Annotated in this window: 18 protein-coding genes; 3 read left to right on the forward strand and 15 right to left on the reverse strand. The window is 39.5% G+C overall.

Translation table 11 applies throughout. The features are described 5' to 3' along the window. Positions 1–94: 94 nt before the first annotated feature. The 6 genes from murC to AAHB15_RS14010 all read right to left on the reverse strand — a co-directional run bounded on the left by murC (position 95) and on the right by AAHB15_RS14010 (position 7,464). Positions 95–1,393 (reverse strand): UDP-N-acetylmuramate--L-alanine ligase, encoded by a 1,299-nt coding sequence (gene murC / locus AAHB15_RS13985; protein ID WP_335571277.1) that lies wholly within the window; start codon positions 1,391–1,393, stop codon positions 95–97. Positions 1,394–1,621: 228 nt separating this feature from the next. Next, positions 1,622–4,159 (reverse strand): DNA translocase FtsK, encoded by a 2,538-nt coding sequence (locus AAHB15_RS13990; RefSeq protein WP_335571278.1) that lies wholly within the window; start codon positions 4,157–4,159, stop codon positions 1,622–1,624. Between the two features lie 157 nt (positions 4,160–4,316). Then, positions 4,317–5,105: a DUF1444 domain-containing protein gene (locus AAHB15_RS13995; protein ID WP_335571284.1), complete on the reverse strand. Its 789-nt coding sequence runs from the start codon at positions 5,103–5,105 to the stop codon at positions 4,317–4,319. Between the two features lie 283 nt (positions 5,106–5,388). After that, a complete protein-coding gene (locus tag AAHB15_RS14000; protein WP_144564588.1) occupies positions 5,389–5,703 on the reverse strand; it encodes a thioredoxin family protein in 315 nt (104 codons plus the stop codon). Between the two features lie 104 nt (positions 5,704–5,807). Further along, positions 5,808–6,335 carry a DUF84 family protein gene (locus tag AAHB15_RS14005; RefSeq protein ID WP_335571280.1) on the reverse strand — a complete coding sequence of 176 codons (528 nt, stop codon included), beginning with the start codon at positions 6,333–6,335 and terminating at the stop codon, positions 5,808–5,810. Positions 6,336–6,390: 55 nt separating this feature from the next. Next, positions 6,391–7,464 carry a M42 family metallopeptidase gene (locus tag AAHB15_RS14010; RefSeq protein WP_335571281.1) on the reverse strand — a complete coding sequence of 358 codons (1,074 nt, stop codon included), beginning with the start codon at positions 7,462–7,464 and terminating at the stop codon, positions 6,391–6,393. Positions 7,465–7,679: 215 nt separating this feature from the next. On the opposite strand from AAHB15_RS14010, the gene AAHB15_RS14015 reads away from it, so the two are divergent. Beyond that, positions 7,680–7,997 carry a PepSY domain-containing protein gene (locus AAHB15_RS14015; protein ID WP_335571282.1) on the forward strand — a complete coding sequence of 106 codons (318 nt, stop codon included), beginning with the start codon at positions 7,680–7,682 and terminating at the stop codon, positions 7,995–7,997. 43 nt (positions 7,998–8,040) lie between these two features. On the opposite strand, the gene AAHB15_RS14020 is transcribed toward AAHB15_RS14015, so the two are convergent. Next, on the reverse strand, positions 8,041–8,883 hold the full coding sequence (locus AAHB15_RS14020) for a YtnP family quorum-quenching lactonase (RefSeq protein ID WP_342042631.1): 843 nt from the start codon (positions 8,881–8,883) through the stop codon (positions 8,041–8,043). A gap of 250 nt (positions 8,884–9,133) precedes the next feature. Further along, positions 9,134–9,781: a tRNA (guanosine(46)-N7)-methyltransferase TrmB gene (gene trmB, locus AAHB15_RS14025; RefSeq protein ID WP_335571391.1), complete on the reverse strand. Its 648-nt coding sequence runs from the start codon at positions 9,779–9,781 to the stop codon at positions 9,134–9,136. 161 nt (positions 9,782–9,942) lie between these two features. On the opposite strand from trmB, the gene AAHB15_RS14030 reads away from it, so the two are divergent. Next, on the forward strand, positions 9,943–10,221 hold the full coding sequence (locus tag AAHB15_RS14030) for a YtzH-like family protein (RefSeq protein WP_098532008.1): 279 nt from the start codon (positions 9,943–9,945) through the stop codon (positions 10,219–10,221). On the opposite strand, the gene AAHB15_RS14035 is transcribed toward AAHB15_RS14030, so the two are convergent. The 4 genes from AAHB15_RS14035 to thpR form a co-directional block, all read right to left on the reverse strand. Continuing rightward, positions 10,222–10,995, reverse strand: coding sequence for a phosphotransferase family protein (locus AAHB15_RS14035; RefSeq protein WP_335571390.1), 774 nt, complete (start codon positions 10,993–10,995; stop codon positions 10,222–10,224). 215 nt (positions 10,996–11,210) lie between these two features. Then, complete coding sequence (gene pulA, locus AAHB15_RS14040) at positions 11,211–13,346, reverse strand: type I pullulanase (protein ID WP_335571389.1); 2,136 nt, start codon at positions 13,344–13,346, stop codon at positions 11,211–11,213. Further along, complete coding sequence (locus AAHB15_RS14045; RefSeq protein ID WP_335571388.1) at positions 13,333–14,316, reverse strand: diacylglycerol/lipid kinase family protein; 984 nt, start codon at positions 14,314–14,316, stop codon at positions 13,333–13,335. The genes pulA and AAHB15_RS14045 overlap by 14 nt, the downstream gene beginning before the upstream one ends. 22 nt (positions 14,317–14,338) lie before the next feature. After that, positions 14,339–14,908, reverse strand: a complete 570-nt coding sequence (gene thpR, locus AAHB15_RS14050; RefSeq protein WP_342042632.1) for an RNA 2',3'-cyclic phosphodiesterase — start codon at positions 14,906–14,908, stop codon at positions 14,339–14,341. A gap of 149 nt (positions 14,909–15,057) precedes the next feature. On the opposite strand from thpR, the gene cysK reads away from it, so the two are divergent. After that, complete coding sequence (gene cysK / locus AAHB15_RS14055; protein WP_144564606.1) at positions 15,058–15,987, forward strand: cysteine synthase A; 930 nt, start codon at positions 15,058–15,060, stop codon at positions 15,985–15,987. 264 nt (positions 15,988–16,251) lie between these two features. Here the strand turns inward: cysK and AAHB15_RS14060 are convergent, their stop codons facing one another. From AAHB15_RS14060 to AAHB15_RS14070, 3 genes are all read right to left on the reverse strand, one after another. Then, positions 16,252–17,685 (reverse strand): alanine/glycine:cation symporter family protein, encoded by a 1,434-nt coding sequence (locus AAHB15_RS14060; protein WP_335571386.1) that lies wholly within the window; start codon positions 17,683–17,685, stop codon positions 16,252–16,254. A 266-nt stretch (positions 17,686–17,951) separates the two neighbouring features. Further along, entirely contained in the window at positions 17,952–18,092 is a 141-nt protein-coding gene (locus AAHB15_RS14065) for a hypothetical protein (RefSeq protein WP_335571385.1), read from the reverse strand. A gap of 43 nt (positions 18,093–18,135) precedes the next feature. Next, the gene (locus AAHB15_RS14070; RefSeq protein WP_342042633.1) at positions 18,136–19,428 is read right to left on the reverse strand and encodes a Glu/Leu/Phe/Val family dehydrogenase; all 1,293 of its coding nucleotides are present in this window, start codon (positions 19,426–19,428) and stop codon (positions 18,136–18,138) included. Between the last annotated feature and the right edge of the window lie 117 nt (positions 19,429–19,545).

A 19,545-nucleotide genomic window follows, 5' to 3' on the forward strand; every position in this document is an offset into this window, starting at 1 on the left:
CAGCAAACGCCGGCATCCTTTCCGCTTTTTATATAGGATAGAAAAGTATAATTATGCGACTTTGAGAATTGTCTAGCTCCAGGCCATACGCCGCTTATGAAAGTTGTTTTTCATAGGATTCTTGAAATTTCTGAATATCTCCAGCACCCATGAAAATAATGACACTGTTCTCATACTTGTTTAATACAGAAGTATTCTCTTCTGAAAAAATTTCAGCTCCGGCAATTTTATCCTGTAAGTCTTTAATCGAGAGCTTGCCGTGATTTTCCCTGGCAGACCCAAAAATTTCACAGAGATAAGCTTTGTCTGCTTGTCGTAAGCTTTCTGCAAAATCCTCCAAAAAGGCTTGGGTGCGTGTAAAGGTATGCGGCTGGAAAACAGCAATAATCTGTTTATCTGGATATTTTTGCTTCGCTGCATCAATCGTTGCCTTAATCTCAGTTGGGTGATGGGCATAATCATCAATTAAAATTTGCGAGCCTACTCTTTTTTCGGAGAATCTTCTTTTAACACCTTGGAATGATTGCAGGTGTTCCTTTACTATTTCCAAATCAATTTCCTCGTAATGACATAACCCAATCACTGCCAGTGCATTGAGTACACTATGGTCACCGAAGGTAGGAATCGAAAAATTGTCATAGAAAGTATTTCGAATAAATACGTCAAAGCTTGTTCCATTAGTTGTCTTTACGATGTTCTTGGCTTGATAATCGTTTTCTTCACCAAAGCCATAGAAAAGAACCGGCACCTTTGCCTGGATTTTTTGTAGCTGCTCATCATCACCATAAGCAAAGATACCCTTTTTTACCTGTACGGCCATTTCTTGAAAGGCAGAAAAAACGTCATCGATATTGGCAAAATAATCCGGATGGTCAAAATCAATGTTTGTCATGATCGCATAGTCAGGGAAGTACGATAAGAAATGTCTTCTGTATTCACATGCTTCAAAGACAAAATACTCTGCCCCTTCCTCGCCCTTGCCTGTTCCATCACCAATTAAAAATGATGTTGGTTTTGCCCCAGCGATAACATGAGAAAGCAAACCAGTTGTAGATGTTTTTCCGTGAGCACCTGTTATGGCTATGCTTGTAAAGTTTTGCATAAAATCGCCTAAAAAACGATGGTACCTTATGATAGGAAGTCCAAGTCTCATCGCCTCTTGTATTTCCTCATGGGAATCGGGAAAAGCATTTCCCGCAATGATGGTCATGCCTGGCTTTATATTCTCCTTTTGAAAAGGGAGAATCGTGATTCCGGATTGTTCAAGAGCCAGTTGTGTAAAAAAGCGCTTTTCGACATCGGAGCCTTGCACCTGAAATTTCATATCATGTAGAACTTGTGCGAGCGCACTCATTCCAGACCCCTTAATACCTACAAAATGGTAAATAGTCATAGAAGAACCTCCAACCAACGTAATACTGTTAAACAGTATATGAAATCTGTCTGTAATTGCTAATCAGTATGTAAGCACACGTTGTTTTATTATTATTAAGAAATCAATTCAATATTATAGCACTGTTTAGTCATAAAAACTATTTGTTACTTTTTGGCATAATCAATGTATTCTTTATTAACTAAACTATCCACATTAATATAGAATACAGAAGATTAACAAATAATACTAGTCTTGCATCGATTCTAAATCAGCTTCCGTGATTAAAACTTCTCGCGGTTTACTTCCATTTGCACTCGTAATATATCCATTTTGTTCGAGCATATCCATTAATCTCGCAGCTCGGTTATAGCCAATTTTGAAGCGACGCTGCAGGCTGGATGTAGATGCATTGCCATTATGGACAATAAATTCACAGGCATCATAAAACAATTCATCCTCGTCCTCGACAACCTGTGCCTTTTTTAACAGTTCTTCCTGCTCAAATAAGTAATCTGGCTCTTGCTGCTCTCTTACGTGTGCAACAACAAGATCGATTTCTTCATCCGAGACAAACGTTCCTTGCAGACGAACAGGTTTGGATGAACCATTCTCTAAGAATAGCATATCTCCACGGCCAAGTAGTCTTTCTGCTCCACCAATATCAATAATCGTCCGAGAATCAACCTGAGAAGAAACAGAGAAAGCGATTCTTGTTGGGATATTTGCCTTAATTAACCCTGTAATTACATCAACCGATGGTCTCTGCGTAGCCACAATCAGATGTATACCGCAAGCCCTTGCTTTTTGAGCAATTCGGCAAATAGCCTCCTCAACATCAGCTGGCGACATCATCATTAAATCGGCCAGCTCATCAATAACGATCACGATAAACGGCAATTTGTCAGAATATCGCTTATGTTGAACGGCTAATTCGTTAAAACGGTTGATATCACGGACGCCAGTATGAGCAAAAAGTTCATAGCGCCGTTCCATTTCATCAACTGCCCATTTTAAAGCCGCCGTTGCTGCCTTCACATCAGTAATAACTGGGCTCACTAGGTGTGGAACCCGATTATAAGGTGCAAGCTCTACCATTTTTGGGTCAATAAGTAAGAGTTTTAATTCTTCCGGACGGGCTTTATATAACAGACTAATCAAAATCGAGTTAATACATACACTCTTTCCCGACCCTGTTGCCCCTGCAATGAGTCCATGCGGCATTTTTTTTAAATCCGTAACAATTGGCTTCCCAGCAATATCAAGTCCAAGCACGGCTGTTAAAGGAGAGGCAGACTCTTTAAACACACTGCTCCCAATAATTTCGTTTATCAGTACCGGTCTTGATTTTTGGTTTGGCACTTCGATTCCAATCGTATGTTTCCCGGGGATTGGTGCCTCAATTCGGATATCCCGGGCGGCAAGACTTAATTTAATATCATCACTTAAATTAGTGATTTTATTTACTTTTACCCCTGGTTCTGGCTGTACTTCAAAGCGGGTAACAGACGGCCCCTGAGTCACATTGACCACACTTGCCCCTACGTTAAAGTTCTTAAGTGTTAGATTCAACAGCTCCTTTTGCCCTTCAATCCATTCTGTATCCAGAACTTCTGTTACAGGAGGACTTAATAAATTGGATTTTGGAAGAATATATAGTCCTTCATTCTGTACTTCCTCATGGACTGATGGCATTTCGCTAACGGGGACTTCTGCCACTAAAGTTTTCTCTTGCTGAAGATGCTGCTCTTGTGAAAGCTCCCTTTTCCGCTTTCTTTCTTCCCATTTTTGCTTATCTTGCTTAAGCATCATCACATTAAAAGGCAAGCGAGACCGTGCAGCCGGGGGAGCTTGCGTTTCAAAACCTGCCTCAACTTCTTCTTTTTGGTCCAGTTGATGATCCTCTTTCTCAAAAGCGGATTCAACCGTTTCTGTCTGGACATTTTCTTTTAATTCAGATTCAGGTTCACCAGCTTCAACTTGAACTCTTGCCCCTAATATAAGCTCAAGCGCTTCGGCTTGAACATCTTCTACAAATGCAGGCTCAACAGCTTCGGTTTGAACATCTTCTTTAAATACAGGCTCAACAACTTCGGCTTGAACCATCTCCTCAAATATAAGCCCCTTAGTTTCTGCTTGAATATTTTCCTCAAATTTAACTTCATTAGGTACGGCTTGCTCATATTCCTTCTTTTCAGAAGAAACGGACCCTTTCCTTATCACCTGGGTTTGATTAATTTGATTGTTATGGCTTTGTTTGCCAATGTCATACGTATCGCTTTCAAGTAGAACTTTGTTTAGACTAGGGTTTATTCCAATGGTTTTGTTCAATTGTTCATCAAGTTCATCATTTAAAAAATCGCTTAATTCATGCTCAACGATGCTAGTTGTCTTTTGCGGCCTGTTAAATCCGAAAACAGGTGAAGGGATCTCGGTTGGATGAAACGGGCTGCGCGGGCGTGAATTTTGCTCTTTTATGACAGACTTTATCTTTGGAATTTCAGGTGTAATTGTAGTATTTTCTACTAATTTACTTTTTTTCGGTAAATCCTCTAATCGCTTCGAACGGGTTGTTATTTGCCTCTGATTCGATCTGTTCATTCTTGGAGGGGGACTATCTCCCTTTGGATATTGATAAGCAATTCTGGCATCTAAATCCTTTAGGCTATCATATTGACTGATGGTAAGGTGATTATCTGACTCCCTATTCAGGAAATAATCAGTAATTCTTCCCTCATCTTCCTCTTCTTTCCTTAACTTTTGGAAAAAGTTTTGGATCCAACTCAAAACTATCACTCTTTCTTGTTCATCTATCATTCTATTTTATCAGTTTTTCCTATTTTATCGACACAAATCTTGAGAATGAGTCGAAATATGTTGGAATTGGATACAATAGGAAAGTTACCATGAAAAAAGACCACTTGATGTGATCCCTTTCAAGGCCTCATTTATTTTTCCCTAAAATAAAGATTGGCTCTAATTCACCGTTCTCATATAAAAATGATAAGGCCGTAATCGGCACCCTTCCATTCGCAAAAAAGCTCATCGCCATTTGAGCGATTACATCATAGCCCCTGTCATTGCGGATATCCGCAATGATTAAAACATCTTGATGCGGTACGGCCAATACCATGGTTCCTGTGATTTGTTTCTCCATCTCATTAAGGAAACCCTTATTTAAGATCCTGCTGGCATCGTAGCCATCATTGGTGTTAAGAAAATAAAAGACATTCCCGGCCACTTGGTCTTCCTTTATAGAGGTGGATAGGGACCTAACATTAAATAAAGCCATCTCCTTAATATTGTTGGCAGTCCATCCCTCTTTTTTCATCATGCGTGTATCAATCAAACGATAAGTATTCCCCATGTCAATTGCATAATAAATTCTTGTTTCAGCGGTATGTTCTTCCGTCAGAAATGGCACGCCTTCTTCTGCTTCTGCTGGAAAGGAAGCGGACCGTATGACAGGAAAGATCTGTTTGAGCTGATCTTTTAGATCGGCAGTGTTCTCCATGGCATGCAGGCCTTCTTGAACATAATAAACAATTTCATCAATGGCCTTTTCTTTCTCAACATGCCATTTGGCGATTACCCCTGGTAAGGCGATGCTGATTCCTTTTCCTGTCGATTTACTTTCGATACGAAGCTGATCTTTTTCTCTGTCATAAGTAATCTGTCGATCATCCGATGCCAAACGCGCCTCTAATTTCTGGCGCATCAGTCTACTGTCCATTTTCATTGTTTACCTCCATGGTAAGAAGCTTTCATTTATTTTACAATGGCTCTGTTAAATTTGGCTGTTGATTTCCGCTCCAGGCGCTCAGCAAACCCGTGGGCGTGACGGGGAGCCTCCTCGGCGCTTTAGCGCCTGTGGGGTCTCCCCTGCCCCGTACTCCCGCAGGAGTCGAGCGCCTTCCGCTCCAATCAACAGATTATAAAAACAACAATATCGTTTAACAGAGCCTTTACAATAAAAAACCCCTACTCCAAAAGAGAGACAGGGTTTTAATTTTCTATTACTTCAGACCAGAAATAAATGCCTCAATTTCTTCTTGTGTTTTTCGGTCTTTACTGACAAATCGGCCAAGTTCTTTTCCATTCTCGTAGGCAATAAAGCTAGGAATCCCATATACATCTACTTGCTGGCATAGATCAATAAATTGATCGCGGTCTACATGAATAAATGTAAATTCGTTAAACTTCTCTTCAATCTCTGGCAGCACCGGCTCAATAAAACGGCAATCCCCACACCATTTTGCAGAAAACATAAAAATAGTTTTCCCTTGATTACGCAGCTGCTCAAATTGCTCAAGTGATTCTAAATTTTTCAAATTGAACGCCTCCGTTTATTTATTTACCTATACATTAACTTTCCTTCTAAATCATATCAGTATACGCTTTGTAGAGTCCAATCTTATGCATAGTTGTCCTAAAATTACTTCCGCACGACTTTTTCATTGGAGTAATATGTAAATTGTCCTACTAGTAAGGTGGTTAGATGTGTAAACATATCGACTCGATTCACTAAGCCATTCGTAAAAATGCCAACTGCCCCTTCATGTTTTCTAACATTCTTCTTTTTAGCATAGTCATCCATTACAGGCCCTAATTCCTCACCTGCTCTGAGCCTTGAAGCCACTTCTTCCGGTAAAAGGAATCTAGCTCCTCCGGCTATTAGCGGTTCCATCCCGTTTGCAGCGAGGGCTCCCCAATTACACAGCAATAATCCGTGGCTTGTCTCCTGTACGCCGCCCTCGAGGCCAATCCCAATATCACCCTTTCCTTTTTTTAGTGCCCCCAGTGCCCGATTGATGGCGCCTCGAATCGTTTCTTCATCAGAAAACGGCTGGTCGTTCACGCCAGATGGGATATCTAAAGAAATAAATTCACTTTCTTCTTTAGAAAAGCTATTTTGGACAGCTGTAATCTTGGCAGGATTCTTTGATCCGATAACAATTCTCATGTTGAATCTCCTCTTTCCACATTGAAGAGGAGGCACGATGGATGCCTCCTATTTTTTAGCTGTTTGATTTGATGGTATCTACTGTAGTTTGGTCGCATGCTTTAACGAGTTTCACCAATAATTCTTTGGCAGCCGCATAATCATCAATATGGATGATGGAAGCATGTGTATGGATGTAACGAGAACAAATGCCAACTACTGCACTTGGAACACCCTCATTCGATAAATGGACACGACCAGCGTCTGTCCCGCCTTGCGAAACAAAATATTGATAAGGAATTTGATGAGTTTCCGCCGTATCAAGCACAAATTCCCGCAAACCACGATGGGTAACCATGGAGCGGTCAAGGATGCGAAGCAATGTTCCCTTCCCAAGCTGGCCAAATTCTCGTTTATCCCCTGTCATATCATTAGCAGGGCTCGCATCAAGGGCAAAAAAGATATCGGGCTTAATCATATTCGCCGCCGTTTGTGCTCCACGTAAACCTACTTCCTCTTGAACGGTTGCTCCAGAATAAAGAATATTTGGCAATGACACATCCTTAAGTTCTTGAAGTAATTCAATTGCCAATCCACAGCCATAGCGATTATCCCAAGCCTTAGCTAAAATTTTCTTTTCATTAGCCATTGGTGTAAATGGGCAAATCGGCAGGATGGCCTGACCTGGTTTAATGCCAATCCGCTCAGCATCCGCTCGATTATCAGCCCCAATATCAATTAACATATTCTTTATTTCCATCGGTTTATTTTTCTTTGATTCATCTAATAAATGCGGCGGAATGGAACCTACCACACCAATTACCGGCCCATTTTTGGTGATGACTTGGACACGCTGGGCAAGAAGCACTTGACTCCACCAGCCTCCTAGTGGCTGAAAGCGGATCATTCCATTTTCCGTAATTGCTGTAACCATGAACCCAACTTCATCCATATGCCCTGCTACCATTACGGTTGGCCCTTGTTGACTTCCTTTTTTTACACCAAAAATACTGCCCAAATTATCTTGAACAATTTCATCTGAGTATAACCCCAGCTGCTCTCTCATGAAATTTCTGACTAAGTGCTCATTCCCAGGTGCGCCAGGCAGCTCCGTTAATGTTTGAAAAAGCTTTAGTGTTTGTTCGTTCATGATAAGACTCCTTTATGTATTTACTTTCATCCTGTTAACTTAGCCTTCCATTTCAGTTAGATACGGATTACGGCTTTTCTTTTATATTTTACTGAATCCTCTTCACCGTTACCAATAATTCATTTTAGTGTAGTAATATTATCCTCTTAACTTTAAATAAGGTATACTGAAAAGAGAATCTTTTTGCAATCTTTTCCTATTTTGGAGGTGGATAAATGAACTGGAAGTCTTTTTTCTTAGGTGCGGCAGTCGGAATAGTTGGTGGATATGTAACCAAGGAAATCCTCACTCAAAAAACAAATGTTTCACCAGAAAGGGTGTTAGGGGCGGTTAAAAAACATCTTCAACCAAAAGGTTCAATTCAAGGCTCATGGATTCATATGGAAGCAGAGCCTTACGATAAAAACCAAATGACGTATCGTGTTTATAAAGGCGGTATCTCCCAAAATACGGACGGGAACATCAAGCAATATGAATTTATTGCCGATGCACAAACCGGTACACTTCTAGACCTAATTCCCTTTTCACCATAAATCATAAGATAGCCGCATCAATAGGTGATACGGCTATTTTTATTTATTGTTTCCTTATAATGCTTGCAACAAGCTGTTTACCATCTTTATCCCATTTTACAGCCCGGTAGAAAGCATCATGATAGAAGGTAAACCAAGCATTTTTCTCAAGCCCAAGGGTAAGCCACTTTTGCTTTCCGGCAATGGAAGTCATAGGGTAGTCGTCGTAAGCCATGACCCATAAAACATTTTGATGAGCGTGGGTGGCCATTAGGTCAGCCATGTGAATGCAGGTTTCACCTCCATCTTTAATAAGAAGAATCGAATGCCCATCACTATGCCCGCCCGTATGGATCATGGTTATGGCTCCAAATTCCCATTTTTCTTCAAAAGGGACAACCTGTGATTCAACCGCCTCCCAGTTTTCCCGCCAATATGTATTTTTCGAGCGAATATTTGGATTTCTCAATTCATCCCATTCTACCTGGGAAGTAATAATTTGGGCATTAGGAAAGGTCGAGATATACTGCCCATTCACTAGCTTTGTCAGTCCACAAGCATGATCAAAATGCATATGAGTCATTAAAACAAAATCAATACTTTCAGGAGCTACCCCTAAAAGTTGCAGAGATTCCTCAACCTCTGATTCTTTTGTGACCCCATAATTTCTTAATTGTTTCCCCGTTAATTTTCCCTTTCCCAATCCTGATTCAACTAAAATATATTTCCCATTCATTTGAATTAAAATCGGATCTGTCGGAAGTTCAATTTGATTTTTATCATTAGCCGGATATTTTTTTGACCATAACCCTTTTGGAACAACCCCAAACATAGCTCCGCCATCGAGGTATGTGACACCGCCTGATAACCAAGTAAGCGAAACATTGCCAATCTTTAATGTGTCCATTTTTCAACTCCCCCTTTCTATATATATTAACATTTTCTGGATTCATAATAATAAAAAATAAGAAAAGCGCAAGCGCCTTGGTCAGCCACGACAAGCACAAGACGAGCCGGCCGAAAGGTTGCTCTTTAACCTTTTGGACGGATTGGCTTGTGACCTCGAGGGGCTAGGCGCTGGAGCTGGACAATTCACTAGGTAAAAACTTTTATACTTTCTTACCTAAAAAAAAGACAGCCCTATAAAAGAACTGTCTTTATCGTTCATTTTGATATTTAACTTCACAACGGTAAATCCGGTTTCCTTGTTCAGAAAATTTTTGCTCATATTCCGTCATAATATTGCCTTCATAACCACTTTTATGAAAATCAAGGCTTACATATTTCAATAATAAACCATAAGCCGAAAAGCTCATTAAAGAATACTCGAATAATCCTTGATTATCCGTTTTAAAATGAATTTCCCCGCCATTGACCAATATATTTTCATAAAGCTTCAAGAAATCCTTATAGGTCAATCTTCTTTTTTCATGACGGAACTTTGGCCATGGATCGGAAAAATTCAAATAAACCCGATCAACGTCATTTTTTGTAAAATATTTTTCTAGCTCCGCTGCGTTTACGTTTAACAGCTTGAGATTGGGTAAATCCGCTTCAATCAGGCGGTCCAAAGCAGCAACGATTACACTATCGTACAGCTCAATACCGATATAGTTAATATCCGGATTGGCCTTTGCCATTCCAGTGATGAATTGACCTTTACCTGTACCGACTTCGATATGGAGCGGCTGGTCTTTTTCGAAAGCCTCATGCCACTTACCTTTGAAATTTTCTGGGTTTGCTACTACATATTGCGGATGATGCTCTATTTTTTCCTTTGCCCAAGGTTTATGTCTAAGTCTCATTTTACACTCCTAAAAAAACGTTATCCTTCAAAACATACCATGCAGTTCTTTTTGATGCAAGTCAAACTAAATGGAAAAAAGGTTTGCGCATAAACAGAAAAAGAATCCACAACCTAACTGTGAATTCCTTTTTCTATTTCCACTTGAAAGGATGTGCTTTTATGCCATTAAGTCATGGTGACCAAGTTACATTGCTAAAAGATATTTTAAACAATCACCAAACAGATTGCTGCGGATCCGTCTCCGAATGCGAGCAACTAGAACGGTTAGTAAAATCTCTAATGGTTAACAACCAGATTGATTCGAATGTCAAAAATATTTTGCAGGAAGTATATCAATACAGTCAGCATGGTGCTCAATCCGCTGATTTAAATCAGCATATCTCATCTAATCAAGAAAATTTATCACAATGGGTCAATGATATCGACCAATTTTCGTGATTAGAGGATATCTTGCAAAAAATCAACCCATTTAGTCATTTCTTCAAATCGATCCTTATCTTTATACCATTGAATTGAAGACAGAGTTTGAATGGTTACATACCATTTCATTCTGAGTTTCAGATGGTCAGTAAGCTCTTTATCGTAAAGCTTTAACCAGTCCTCCCAGTTTTCTTCTGGTATGTACCAGTAAAGCAGTAATCCTAAATCAATAGCAGGGTCAGCAATCATCGCTCCATCCCAATCAATCAAATACAACTGGTTGTCTTCTGCAAGCAGCCAGTTGTTATGGTTGACATCACCATGACAAACTACTTTCTCATCACAATAAACGTTTAAGGCTTCCACTTTAAGAAAATTGATCGCCTTTTGTGATTCAGGTAAAGAAAGAACTTGTTCATCCAATTCATTCACAACTGACTGTAAAATAGGCTCAGGATTTACCGGTGAACTTTCTAACCGGCTCAACATTCCAAGCATCGGTTCAGAACAATGTATTTTCTTAAGCAATCTGGCAACACTCTCTTGGTTCATTTCAGAGGGCTTTAACTCCCGGCCAGGAAGCCATTGCTGTGCTGTTATTACATCTCCGTTTTCCAATCGTTTTGTCCATACAAGCTTTGGGACAATGCCTTCTGCTGATAGTACTGCAAGGAATGGAGAGGAATTCCGCTTTAAGAAAAGGCTTTGATCCTTATATTTTGCATAAAAGGCTTCTCCTGTTTTGCCTCCAGCTGGGGTAATTTCCCACTCTTGTCCTAGTAAATGTTCCAAAATTGCTCACCTTCAATTTATGCCGTTCTAATGGGCTTATTCCTCTTTAATATGTGAGGTAAAACCTGTGCTGTAGGAAGGTTTAGTAACCACAATTATAACAATAGCTCTTTTTTAAAAATAAATAAAAAAAAGCTATTGAAACCATTGCACACAATAGCCATCTTAGTAAATTTTATTCCTATGCCCTTTTTTCGTCAAGTAATCTTGAAAAACTATTTTTTCAGCAAAACATTTAGAGAAATGGGATCTAGAAAATATTCTTCCGAATTTATATAATCTTTGGCAGAAATTCCTGCATTCTTGTGATTAGCTAATATTCCCCATTCCCCCTCAGGAAGGATAATCCTTTGAACTTTGGAGGATGGATTAATAACAAGAATGACCTCCTCCATAGGTGATTGATATAAACATCCTAACACAGGAGCAGAAAATGACAGCGCTTGTATGTGAGCACGAATTTCTTCAGTAGTTCTCATTCGAAAACATGAAAACTTCTGGCGAATGCTAATTAGACCCTTAATGTATTCGACATTGTCTTTATATTTACTTTTTCGTTCCCAATCGAGCAGATTGATCCTATCTGGAGAACGATAGCTATTTCCATCTCCTTGCTTTGTGCGAAAAAACTCCTGTCCACTATGAAGAAACGGAATACCCTGTGATAATAAAACAATTCCTGTTGCAAGTCGATGGTATTTTTGTCGAACCGCAGGATCCGCTTCATAATAGCAGCCTTGAAGTTTATCCCAGAGTGTATGATTATCATGACATTCTACATAATTGACGGATTGAGAAGGGTTATTAAAGAGACGAGTACTCTTTTTGGTAAAACCGATACTGCCGGTGATGACCTCCATCGCGGCATCCACCAAATGCTCATTCCCTAAGGCAAAGCCTTTATCAAATAAATTAAACGTACTTCCTTTGATGGTGTCTCTAAATTTATCATTAAACTGTCCAATTTCCGGTATTTTTGCTTGATTGGCTATCGTTGCCTTTTGAGCGGGCGGCAGAGGAGTATTAAGGTTCCAGCCTTCACCAATAATTAAAATCCCCTTTGAAAGGCTGTCACAAGTCTTTCGTACCTCATTCATCGTGGTTACGTCCAAAATCCCCATTAAATCAAATCGAAATCCATCGATGTGGTATTCTTCCAGCCAATAACGGACCGAGTCAACGATAAATTTCCGTACCATTTTCCGCTCTGAAGCAACATCATTTCCAACACCAGTGCCGTTTGAAGGCAAACCAATTTCGTTATGACGAAAATAATAGCCTGGGACTATTTTTTCAAAGGAGGATTGCTCACGAATATAGACATGATTAAAAACTACATCCATGATGACACCGAGTCCAATACTGTGAATTTGATCAATTAATTTTTTCAACTCAGCGATTCTGGAATAAGGATTAGATGGATCGGTTGAATAGCTTCCCTCAGGGGTATTGAAGTGAAGAGGATTATATCCCCAGTTATATTGTTTAGCTGGGTTTAATTCGTCCACACCGGCAAAATCATTAAACGGGAGAAATTCGATATGAGTGATCCCTAAATCTTTGACATAGGATAGACCAGTCACTTCACCATCCGTACCATTTGTGTCCAATTCGCCAGCACCTAAATACAGTCCCTTATTTTTGACGCCACTATTGTCATCAATCGTAAAATCCCTAATATGTGTTTCATAAATAATCGCATCCACTGGGTTTTCTAATGGAGGAAACTTGAGTCCAGGTCTAGCTGTCTTCTCGAGCTTTACAATGACACCCTGCTCCCCGTTTGCTGTTACTGCCTTGACATACGGGTCTACTGCCTCACGCCATTCTTGATTAACGAGGACCAAAAAGCTATATTGGTAAAATTCCAAATCACGGTGAAGACAAACAGACCAAACGCCAAAATCTTCCCGCCTCATCTTTATGATTTCTGAATAATCATTAGCGGATGGACGTAATTTCAATTTGACACCTGTGGCGGTTGGTGCCCATAGTTTAAAACAGGTTTGTTCGGCATGAAAGGTGACACCGAGGTCGTTCCCTTCATAATAAAATTTTTCATCAAATCGATCTGTTCGAATCACAGCGCCTATTTGTAAATCTGTTTTCCCGCCATGCTCATCAAAAATCCAATAGGGCCTGCCAAAGGAAATTTCCCTTTCAAACTGGCAAATATATTTAAAATGATCCTCAATCTCCGTCTTCTCCAAAATGGCCAGTGGCGTCTTAACTGCATCGGCTGCCATGTAAAATGCAGATGACAATCCGTGATGATATGAATGGGGAAGAAGAATAGTAACGATGTTCATTTCATCTAAGTAAGCAAAAAAATTCCTGTCAACAGAATTCATTCGAATCCCTCTCCTTCAAATCAACTTCTTCCTTCCCGCGACTTCTAGATAACACCTCTACGGCTTTCGCTTGAAGGTGAATCGAAAGTGGGGTGTATCCGATATGCTCCCCATCAGCATGAACATACTGTGTTTTTGTAGAATGGATTGTAATATTTTTCCCCTTATATGTTTTCACTTCTTTAAAATGGATGTGCCTGCCCCAAAAAACACTAATAAAAACGAGTAATAGCTTTAGTCTTGATAATTGATGGACAACTGTAATATCGAGAAGACCATCATCAGGTTCAGCAGCAGGAGCAATTTCCATCCCGCCGCCATAATAAGGCTGGTTAGAAACAGTAACAAACCATGTTTGTTCAAATATATGCTTTTTCCCATCAATTGATAAATCAATTCTTGCAGTTTTATAGGTAAATACATTTTTTAATAGAAAATAGACATAAACCAGCCTGCCTAATGATAATTTATTCAACAATGCCTTTATTCGAGATTGATTAACTTGATAAGAGATAATTGCATCAATTCCGGCACCCATATTATTGATAAAATAATGCTCCTCCCTTCCAGTCAGGCAAACCTTCCCGATATCGATTTGCCTTCCTGTCCGCTTCCGAAGATGGAGAATAGCCTGTAAAGCCTTTTCGGGATTGGTTGGAATATGAAAGCCTCTTGAAAAGTCATTTCCTGAACCACCAGGAATAAAACCTAGTGTTATATAATCGTACTTAGCAAGCCCGTTTAGCACTTCATGGATCGTTCCGTCTCCCCCTACTGCAATAATCACCTTTTCCTGTTGATTTTTCTCCGCAATTTGTTCGGCAAGGCATTTAGCATGACCAGGAAATTCGCTAAAAAAGGCTAAAAAGTGAATCTGTTCAGCCACTAACTTAGATTCAACTTTTTTCCATACCTTGAGGCAGTATCCATTTCCAGCTTTGGGATTAATAATAAAATAAATTTGCTTCATAAAACCCACCTTCTTCAGATTTCTATGATTGCAATGGGAATATGGTTACGGCTTCATATTTTGGTGTTTGGTCCAGATGTGTTTGATAAACAACAACATCTTCAGCTTGAAATTCCAATGGTTCCGGCTGCAATTGATACCAAATGTTTAACAGCTCCTTTTGGAACCCGACTGGTCCCTTCCACTTTCTCGCTAAGGTAATATGAGGCTTAAAAGCGCGTTTTTCCAGTTGAAAACCCGCTTGTTCACATGCCGAAAATACCTTTCTTCTAATATCGAAAAGCTCCTCGCTGCTTTCTGTATCGGCCCAAAAGACACGCGGTGATTCTTCCTTCCCGAAAAAGCCTAGTTTGTTTATTTTTAATGTAAATGCCCCCTCGTTAGGTAGGGCCTCTTTCACATAATTTTCGGCTGCTTTAAGTTTTTCAGGTTCTGCTGATCCTAAGAAAGCTAAAGTAATATGTAAGTCCATATAATGAACCCAACGGCTAAAAGGGATATCTTCCTTTAATCTTTCGATATGATCCATCATGATTAGTTTTGTTGCCTCAGGGATTCTTACAGCGAAAAAAAAGTGTGGTCGTTGATTCATATTCATATCAGTCCTTTTTATAATTTTAGTCTATTTTCTCCCAATTGTATCTACTGTCAAACCGTTTATTAGGCGATATTTTTTACAATCAGTATAATTTTCTTTATGATAAAAAGAGAAAATAAATTTAGTTTAGAAAGGGAAACCCAATGAAAATAGTTAATAATATCGCTGAACTGATTGGAGATACACCGCTTGTTAAACTAAATCGCTTATCACCTAAAGATGGAGCCTCTGTTTATTTAAAGCTGGAATTTTTTAATCCCAGCAAAAGTGTAAAGGACCGGGCCGCCTATAATATGATTATCGAAGCAGAAAAAAGTGGTCATTTGAAAAAAGGCTCCACCATTATTGAGCCGACGAGCGGCAATACAGGGATTGGCATTGCGATGAATGCTGCTGCAAGGGGTTACAAAGCAATTATTGTGATGCCTGATACGATGACAAAGGAACGGATCAGCTTACTCACGGCATATGGAGCAAAGGTAATCCTAACCCCTGGGGATGAAAAAATGCCAGGAGCAATTAGGAAGGCTTTGGAATTAGCAAATGATATCCCTAATAGCTTTATCCCGATGCAATTTGAAAATAAAGCAAACCCGGATGCTCACAGACAGACTACTGCTGTGGAGATTATTGAAGGCCTAAAAGAAATCGGTAAACCACTTTCAGCTTTCGTTGCGACAGCTGGGACAGGTGGAACCATCACGGGAACAGGAGAAACTCTAAAAGCCTATTTTCAAGGATTATCCGTGCATGTTGTCGAACCAAAGGGTTCTCCAGTATTATCAGGCGGGAAACCAGGTAAACATAAGCTTGTTGGTACAAGCCCAGGTTTTATTCCGGAAATTCTTAATGAAGATGTATATGATGAGATTCATCAAATTACAGATGAGGATGCTTACGAGATTACTAGAAGATTGGCCAAAGAGGAAGGTATTCTAGTTGGTCCATCATCAGGGGGTGCTTGTTTTGCGGCGATAGAAGTTGCAAAACGATTATCACCGGCTGATATTGTGGTTTGTATTGCCTGTGATACAGGGGAAAGATATCTTTCAAGTGATTTATTCGATTATTAATTGCACCTACCTATACCTAAAACCCTTAAATATCAAGATTGGCGGGACTGCGGGGAATCGAACCCACCAGACTTGGCACGCAGGTCTCAAGCAGTTTTGAAGTTAGATGAGATTCTATAGGTACATCAAAAATCCGCATAATTAATGAAACCTAAATCGCGAGGCCCACCTAATCTATTGAGGATTAAAAATAGATGTTTTTTATGGCAAAACCAACAAAAAGATGTTCAGATCGCGTACTATCTGAACATCTTTTTGTATTATTTACATAGCCTTTTCCTTTTTTGAAGTTGAAGTAGCTGGGGAGAGCTCCCAACATTCAATGCCTTCATGATTTTTAATACAATCTTTATAAAAGACAGGATCTTTACCAGCTTTTTTCTGTTTCATGTAATCCGTTAAAGCAGTAAAGGCTATTTTTCCTAGTAATGTAATAGCAATCAAGTTTATGATAACCATAAAGCCCATAAATAAATCCGCTAAATCCCATACAAGTTGGACCTTTGCAACGGAACCGAATAGAATCATGGCTACCACGCTTATGCGATATACCATCAACCATACTTTACTTGTGTGTAAGAATCGAATATTTGTTTCTCCATAATAATAGTTCCCAATTAACGCACCGAATCCAAATAGGAAAATAAAGATCGCAAGACTACCTGATGCCCAGGAACCGACGTGTTCACTTAATGCAGCTTGTGTAAGGGCAATTCCCTCTAGCCCTGGTTGTTTCCAAGCATCAGAAAGTAAAATAATAAATGCAGTGCTTGTACAAACAATCAGTGTATCCGTTAATACACCAAATGCTTGAATAAGTCCTTGTTTAACCGGATGACTGGTTGTTGCTGTTGCGGCCACGTTTGGCGCACTTCCCATACCCGCTTCATTCGAGAATAAGCCACGTTTCACTCCATTCATGAGCGCAGCACCGATTGTACCGCCTGCCATTTGTTGAAGTCCAAACGCGTTTTTAACAATAAGAGAAAGAATTTCCGGCATTTTAGTAATGTTCGTAGCTATGATAAATAAGGCAATACCAATGTATAACACAGAAAGAATCATAACCTTATATTCCGCCATTTTGGCAATACGTGTTACACCTCCAAAGATAATCACAGAGAAAACAAGTGCCATGATAATCCCTAACGTTAAACGATGTGTACCAAATGAGTTCTCAAACGCAATAGAAACGGTATTTGATTGTACAGAATTGAATACAAGACCGAAAGAAATCGTAATTAAAATGGAGAATATTACGCCCATCCAACGTTTGTTTAATCCTTTTTCCATATAATAGGATGGGCCGCCGCGGAAACCATTTTTATCTTTTACTTTATATACTTGCGCTAACGTACTTTCAATAAAGCTGGATGCTGAGCTAATAATCGCAATAATCCACATCCAGAATACCGCTCCAGGACCGCCTAACGCAATCGCAATCGCGATTCCTGTGATATTACCTGTCCCAACGCGGGCGGCCATACCAACACAGAACGCTTGAAATGGCGAAATTTCGTCTTTGGAACCCTTTTTCCCTTCCATTAAAACACGGACCATTTCCTTTAACATTCGAAACTGTACAAATTTCGTTTTAAGTGTGAAATAAACCCCACAAGAAACAAGCATAATAATTAGTAATTTTGACCATAGAAAATCATTTGTTACACCAACCATACTTTGTAGTAATTGTTGCATCTTACCACCCCTTATTAATGTAGTATATATTGAAGCAATTAGGCACTCAGTTTGATAAACGATGGTTTGAATCGAAGTAGAGTTAGTGCCGGCGATGTGGCCGCCTGGTGCTGGAATCTTAATATAAAATCATTTATTAATACGGTTTAATTGCATAAGCATCGTTTGACCAGGACCCGCTAACCATACAAGCAGTAAAGATCGGCACTGCACACAGAGGATAAAAATGGATTATGTAGTCAAGTCCCATTTTGATTGAACAGATTCTATGAATACATCGACAGGTAAAGTATCTCAGTAAGGATTTTACAGCCCTTAATTTTTTCGAATGCCTCTTTTGCTTCTTTTTCAGTGTCATACTCAAACATTTTTAGATTGTTTTTTGAATGGACAGTGATGATCCACAAATAAATCTCCTCCCTTCCATTGAATAGAGAAAAATCTCGCATTTTAGATCCAGCCCCGGAAGCTTGAGGCTTCAACAAGTTTTCTTATTCCAACCATATACGCTGCTAAGCGCATAGTTACTTGATGGACATGTGCTGTTTGATAAATATTTTCAAAAGAATCCACCATTACTTTTCGTAATTTTTCAGCCACCTCTTCCTCTGACCAATAAAATCCTTGATTGTTTTGAACCCATTCAAAGTAAGATACGGTGACACCACCAGCACTTGCCAATATATCCGGAACAAGGAGAATTCCTCTTTCATCCAAAATTTTAGTTGCTTCAAGGGTTGTTGGCCCATTAGCTGCCTCCACTATGATTGAAGCCTTAATACGATTGGCGTTTTGTGCTGTAATTTGATTGGAAATGGCAGCCGGCACAAGAATATCACATTCTTTTTCAAGTAATTCTTGATTCGTGATTGCATTGTTAAATAAAGGTGTTACTGTACCAAAACTATCGCGTCGATCGAGCAGGTAATCAATATTAAGGCCTTCTGGATCATAAAGAGCACCATATGCATCCGAAATACCAATCACTTTTGCTCCAGCATCATGCATGAATTTAGCCAAAAAACTTCCTGCATTTCCAAAACCTTGAATCACTATTCGAGCACCTTGCAAGTCAATGTTTTTTTTCTTTACCGCCTCTTCAATACATATGGTTACACCGCGGGCTGTTGCCGTTTCACGTCCTTGTGACCCTCCTAAAACAAGGGGCTTGCCCGTAATGAATCCAGGAGAATCGAATTCACGAAGGCGACTATACTCATCCATCATCCAAGCCATGATTTGAGAGTTTGTATATACATCGGGAGCTGGTATATCTTTTGTAGGCCCGACAATTTGGCTGATGGCACGAACATAACCACGACTCAATCTTTCCAGTTCTGCAAACGACATATTTCTAGGTTCACACCTAATGCCTCCTTTTCCACCACCGAAAGGAAGGTTCGCAATGCCGCACTTTAAACTCATCCAAATAGACAAGGCTTTTACCTCTTCTTCGTTCACTTCTGGGTGAAATCGTACGCCTCCTTTTGTCGGTCCTACTGCATCATTATGTTGGGAACGAAAACCGGTAAACACTTTGATCGAACCATCGTCCATTTTTACAGGTATGCGGACAGTTAGCATTCGGATAGGTTCTTTGAATAATTCAAATTCATTATTTGAATAACCTAATTTATCCAACGCTTCTTTTATGACCGTTTGTGTAGAAAGAAATAAATCTAGAGATTCCTTTTCTTTTTTCTGTTCTTCGGCCAGGCTTTTTACAGTATTTGTTAACGCCATTAAAATCACTCCTTATTTTGAAGAATAAAAGTTGGTATTGCATCGTTTTCTTAATTTCGTATGAATTTTTCAAATGTCCAATGAAATTTCCCCTGGAAACTCGTATTTATTAAGATG

Source organism: Bacillus sp. OTU2372, assembly GCF_038440275.1.
GTDB classification, from domain to species: Bacteria; Bacillota; Bacilli; order Bacillales; family Cytobacillaceae; genus Neobacillus; species Neobacillus bataviensis_B.

Coding starts and splice junctions, on each gene's coding strand:
- AAHB15_RS14030 (WP_098532008.1), top strand. CDS start 9,943: ATGCCATTAAGTCATGGTGACCAAGTTACATTGCTAAAAGATATTTTA.
- AAHB15_RS14070 (WP_342042633.1), bottom strand. CDS start 19,428: ATGGCGTTAACAAATACTGTAAAAAGCCTGGCCGAAGAACAGAAAAAA.
- AAHB15_RS14015 (WP_335571282.1), top strand. CDS start 7,680: ATGAACTGGAAGTCTTTTTTCTTAGGTGCGGCAGTCGGAATAGTTGGT.
- AAHB15_RS14010 (WP_335571281.1), bottom strand. CDS start 7,464: ATGAACGAACAAACACTAAAGCTTTTTCAAACATTAACGGAGCTGCCT.
- AAHB15_RS13995 (WP_335571284.1), bottom strand. CDS start 5,105: ATGGACAGTAGACTGATGCGCCAGAAATTAGAGGCGCGTTTGGCATCG.
- AAHB15_RS14005 (WP_335571280.1), bottom strand. CDS start 6,335: ATGAGAATTGTTATCGGATCAAAGAATCCTGCCAAGATTACAGCTGTC.
- murC (WP_335571277.1), bottom strand. CDS start 1,393: ATGACTATTTACCATTTTGTAGGTATTAAGGGGTCTGGAATGAGTGCG.
- AAHB15_RS14020 (WP_342042631.1), bottom strand. CDS start 8,883: ATGGACACATTAAAGATTGGCAATGTTTCGCTTACTTGGTTATCAGGC.
- cysK (WP_144564606.1), top strand. CDS start 15,058: ATGAAAATAGTTAATAATATCGCTGAACTGATTGGAGATACACCGCTT.
- AAHB15_RS14045 (WP_335571388.1), bottom strand. CDS start 14,316: ATGAAGCAAATTTATTTTATTATTAATCCCAAAGCTGGAAATGGATAC.
- pulA (WP_335571389.1), bottom strand. CDS start 13,346: ATGAATTCTGTTGACAGGAATTTTTTTGCTTACTTAGATGAAATGAAC.
- trmB (WP_335571391.1), bottom strand. CDS start 9,781: ATGAGACTTAGACATAAACCTTGGGCAAAGGAAAAAATAGAGCATCAT.
- AAHB15_RS14060 (WP_335571386.1), bottom strand. CDS start 17,685: ATGCAACAATTACTACAAAGTATGGTTGGTGTAACAAATGATTTTCTA.
- thpR (WP_342042632.1), bottom strand. CDS start 14,908: ATGAATCAACGACCACACTTTTTTTTCGCTGTAAGAATCCCTGAGGCA.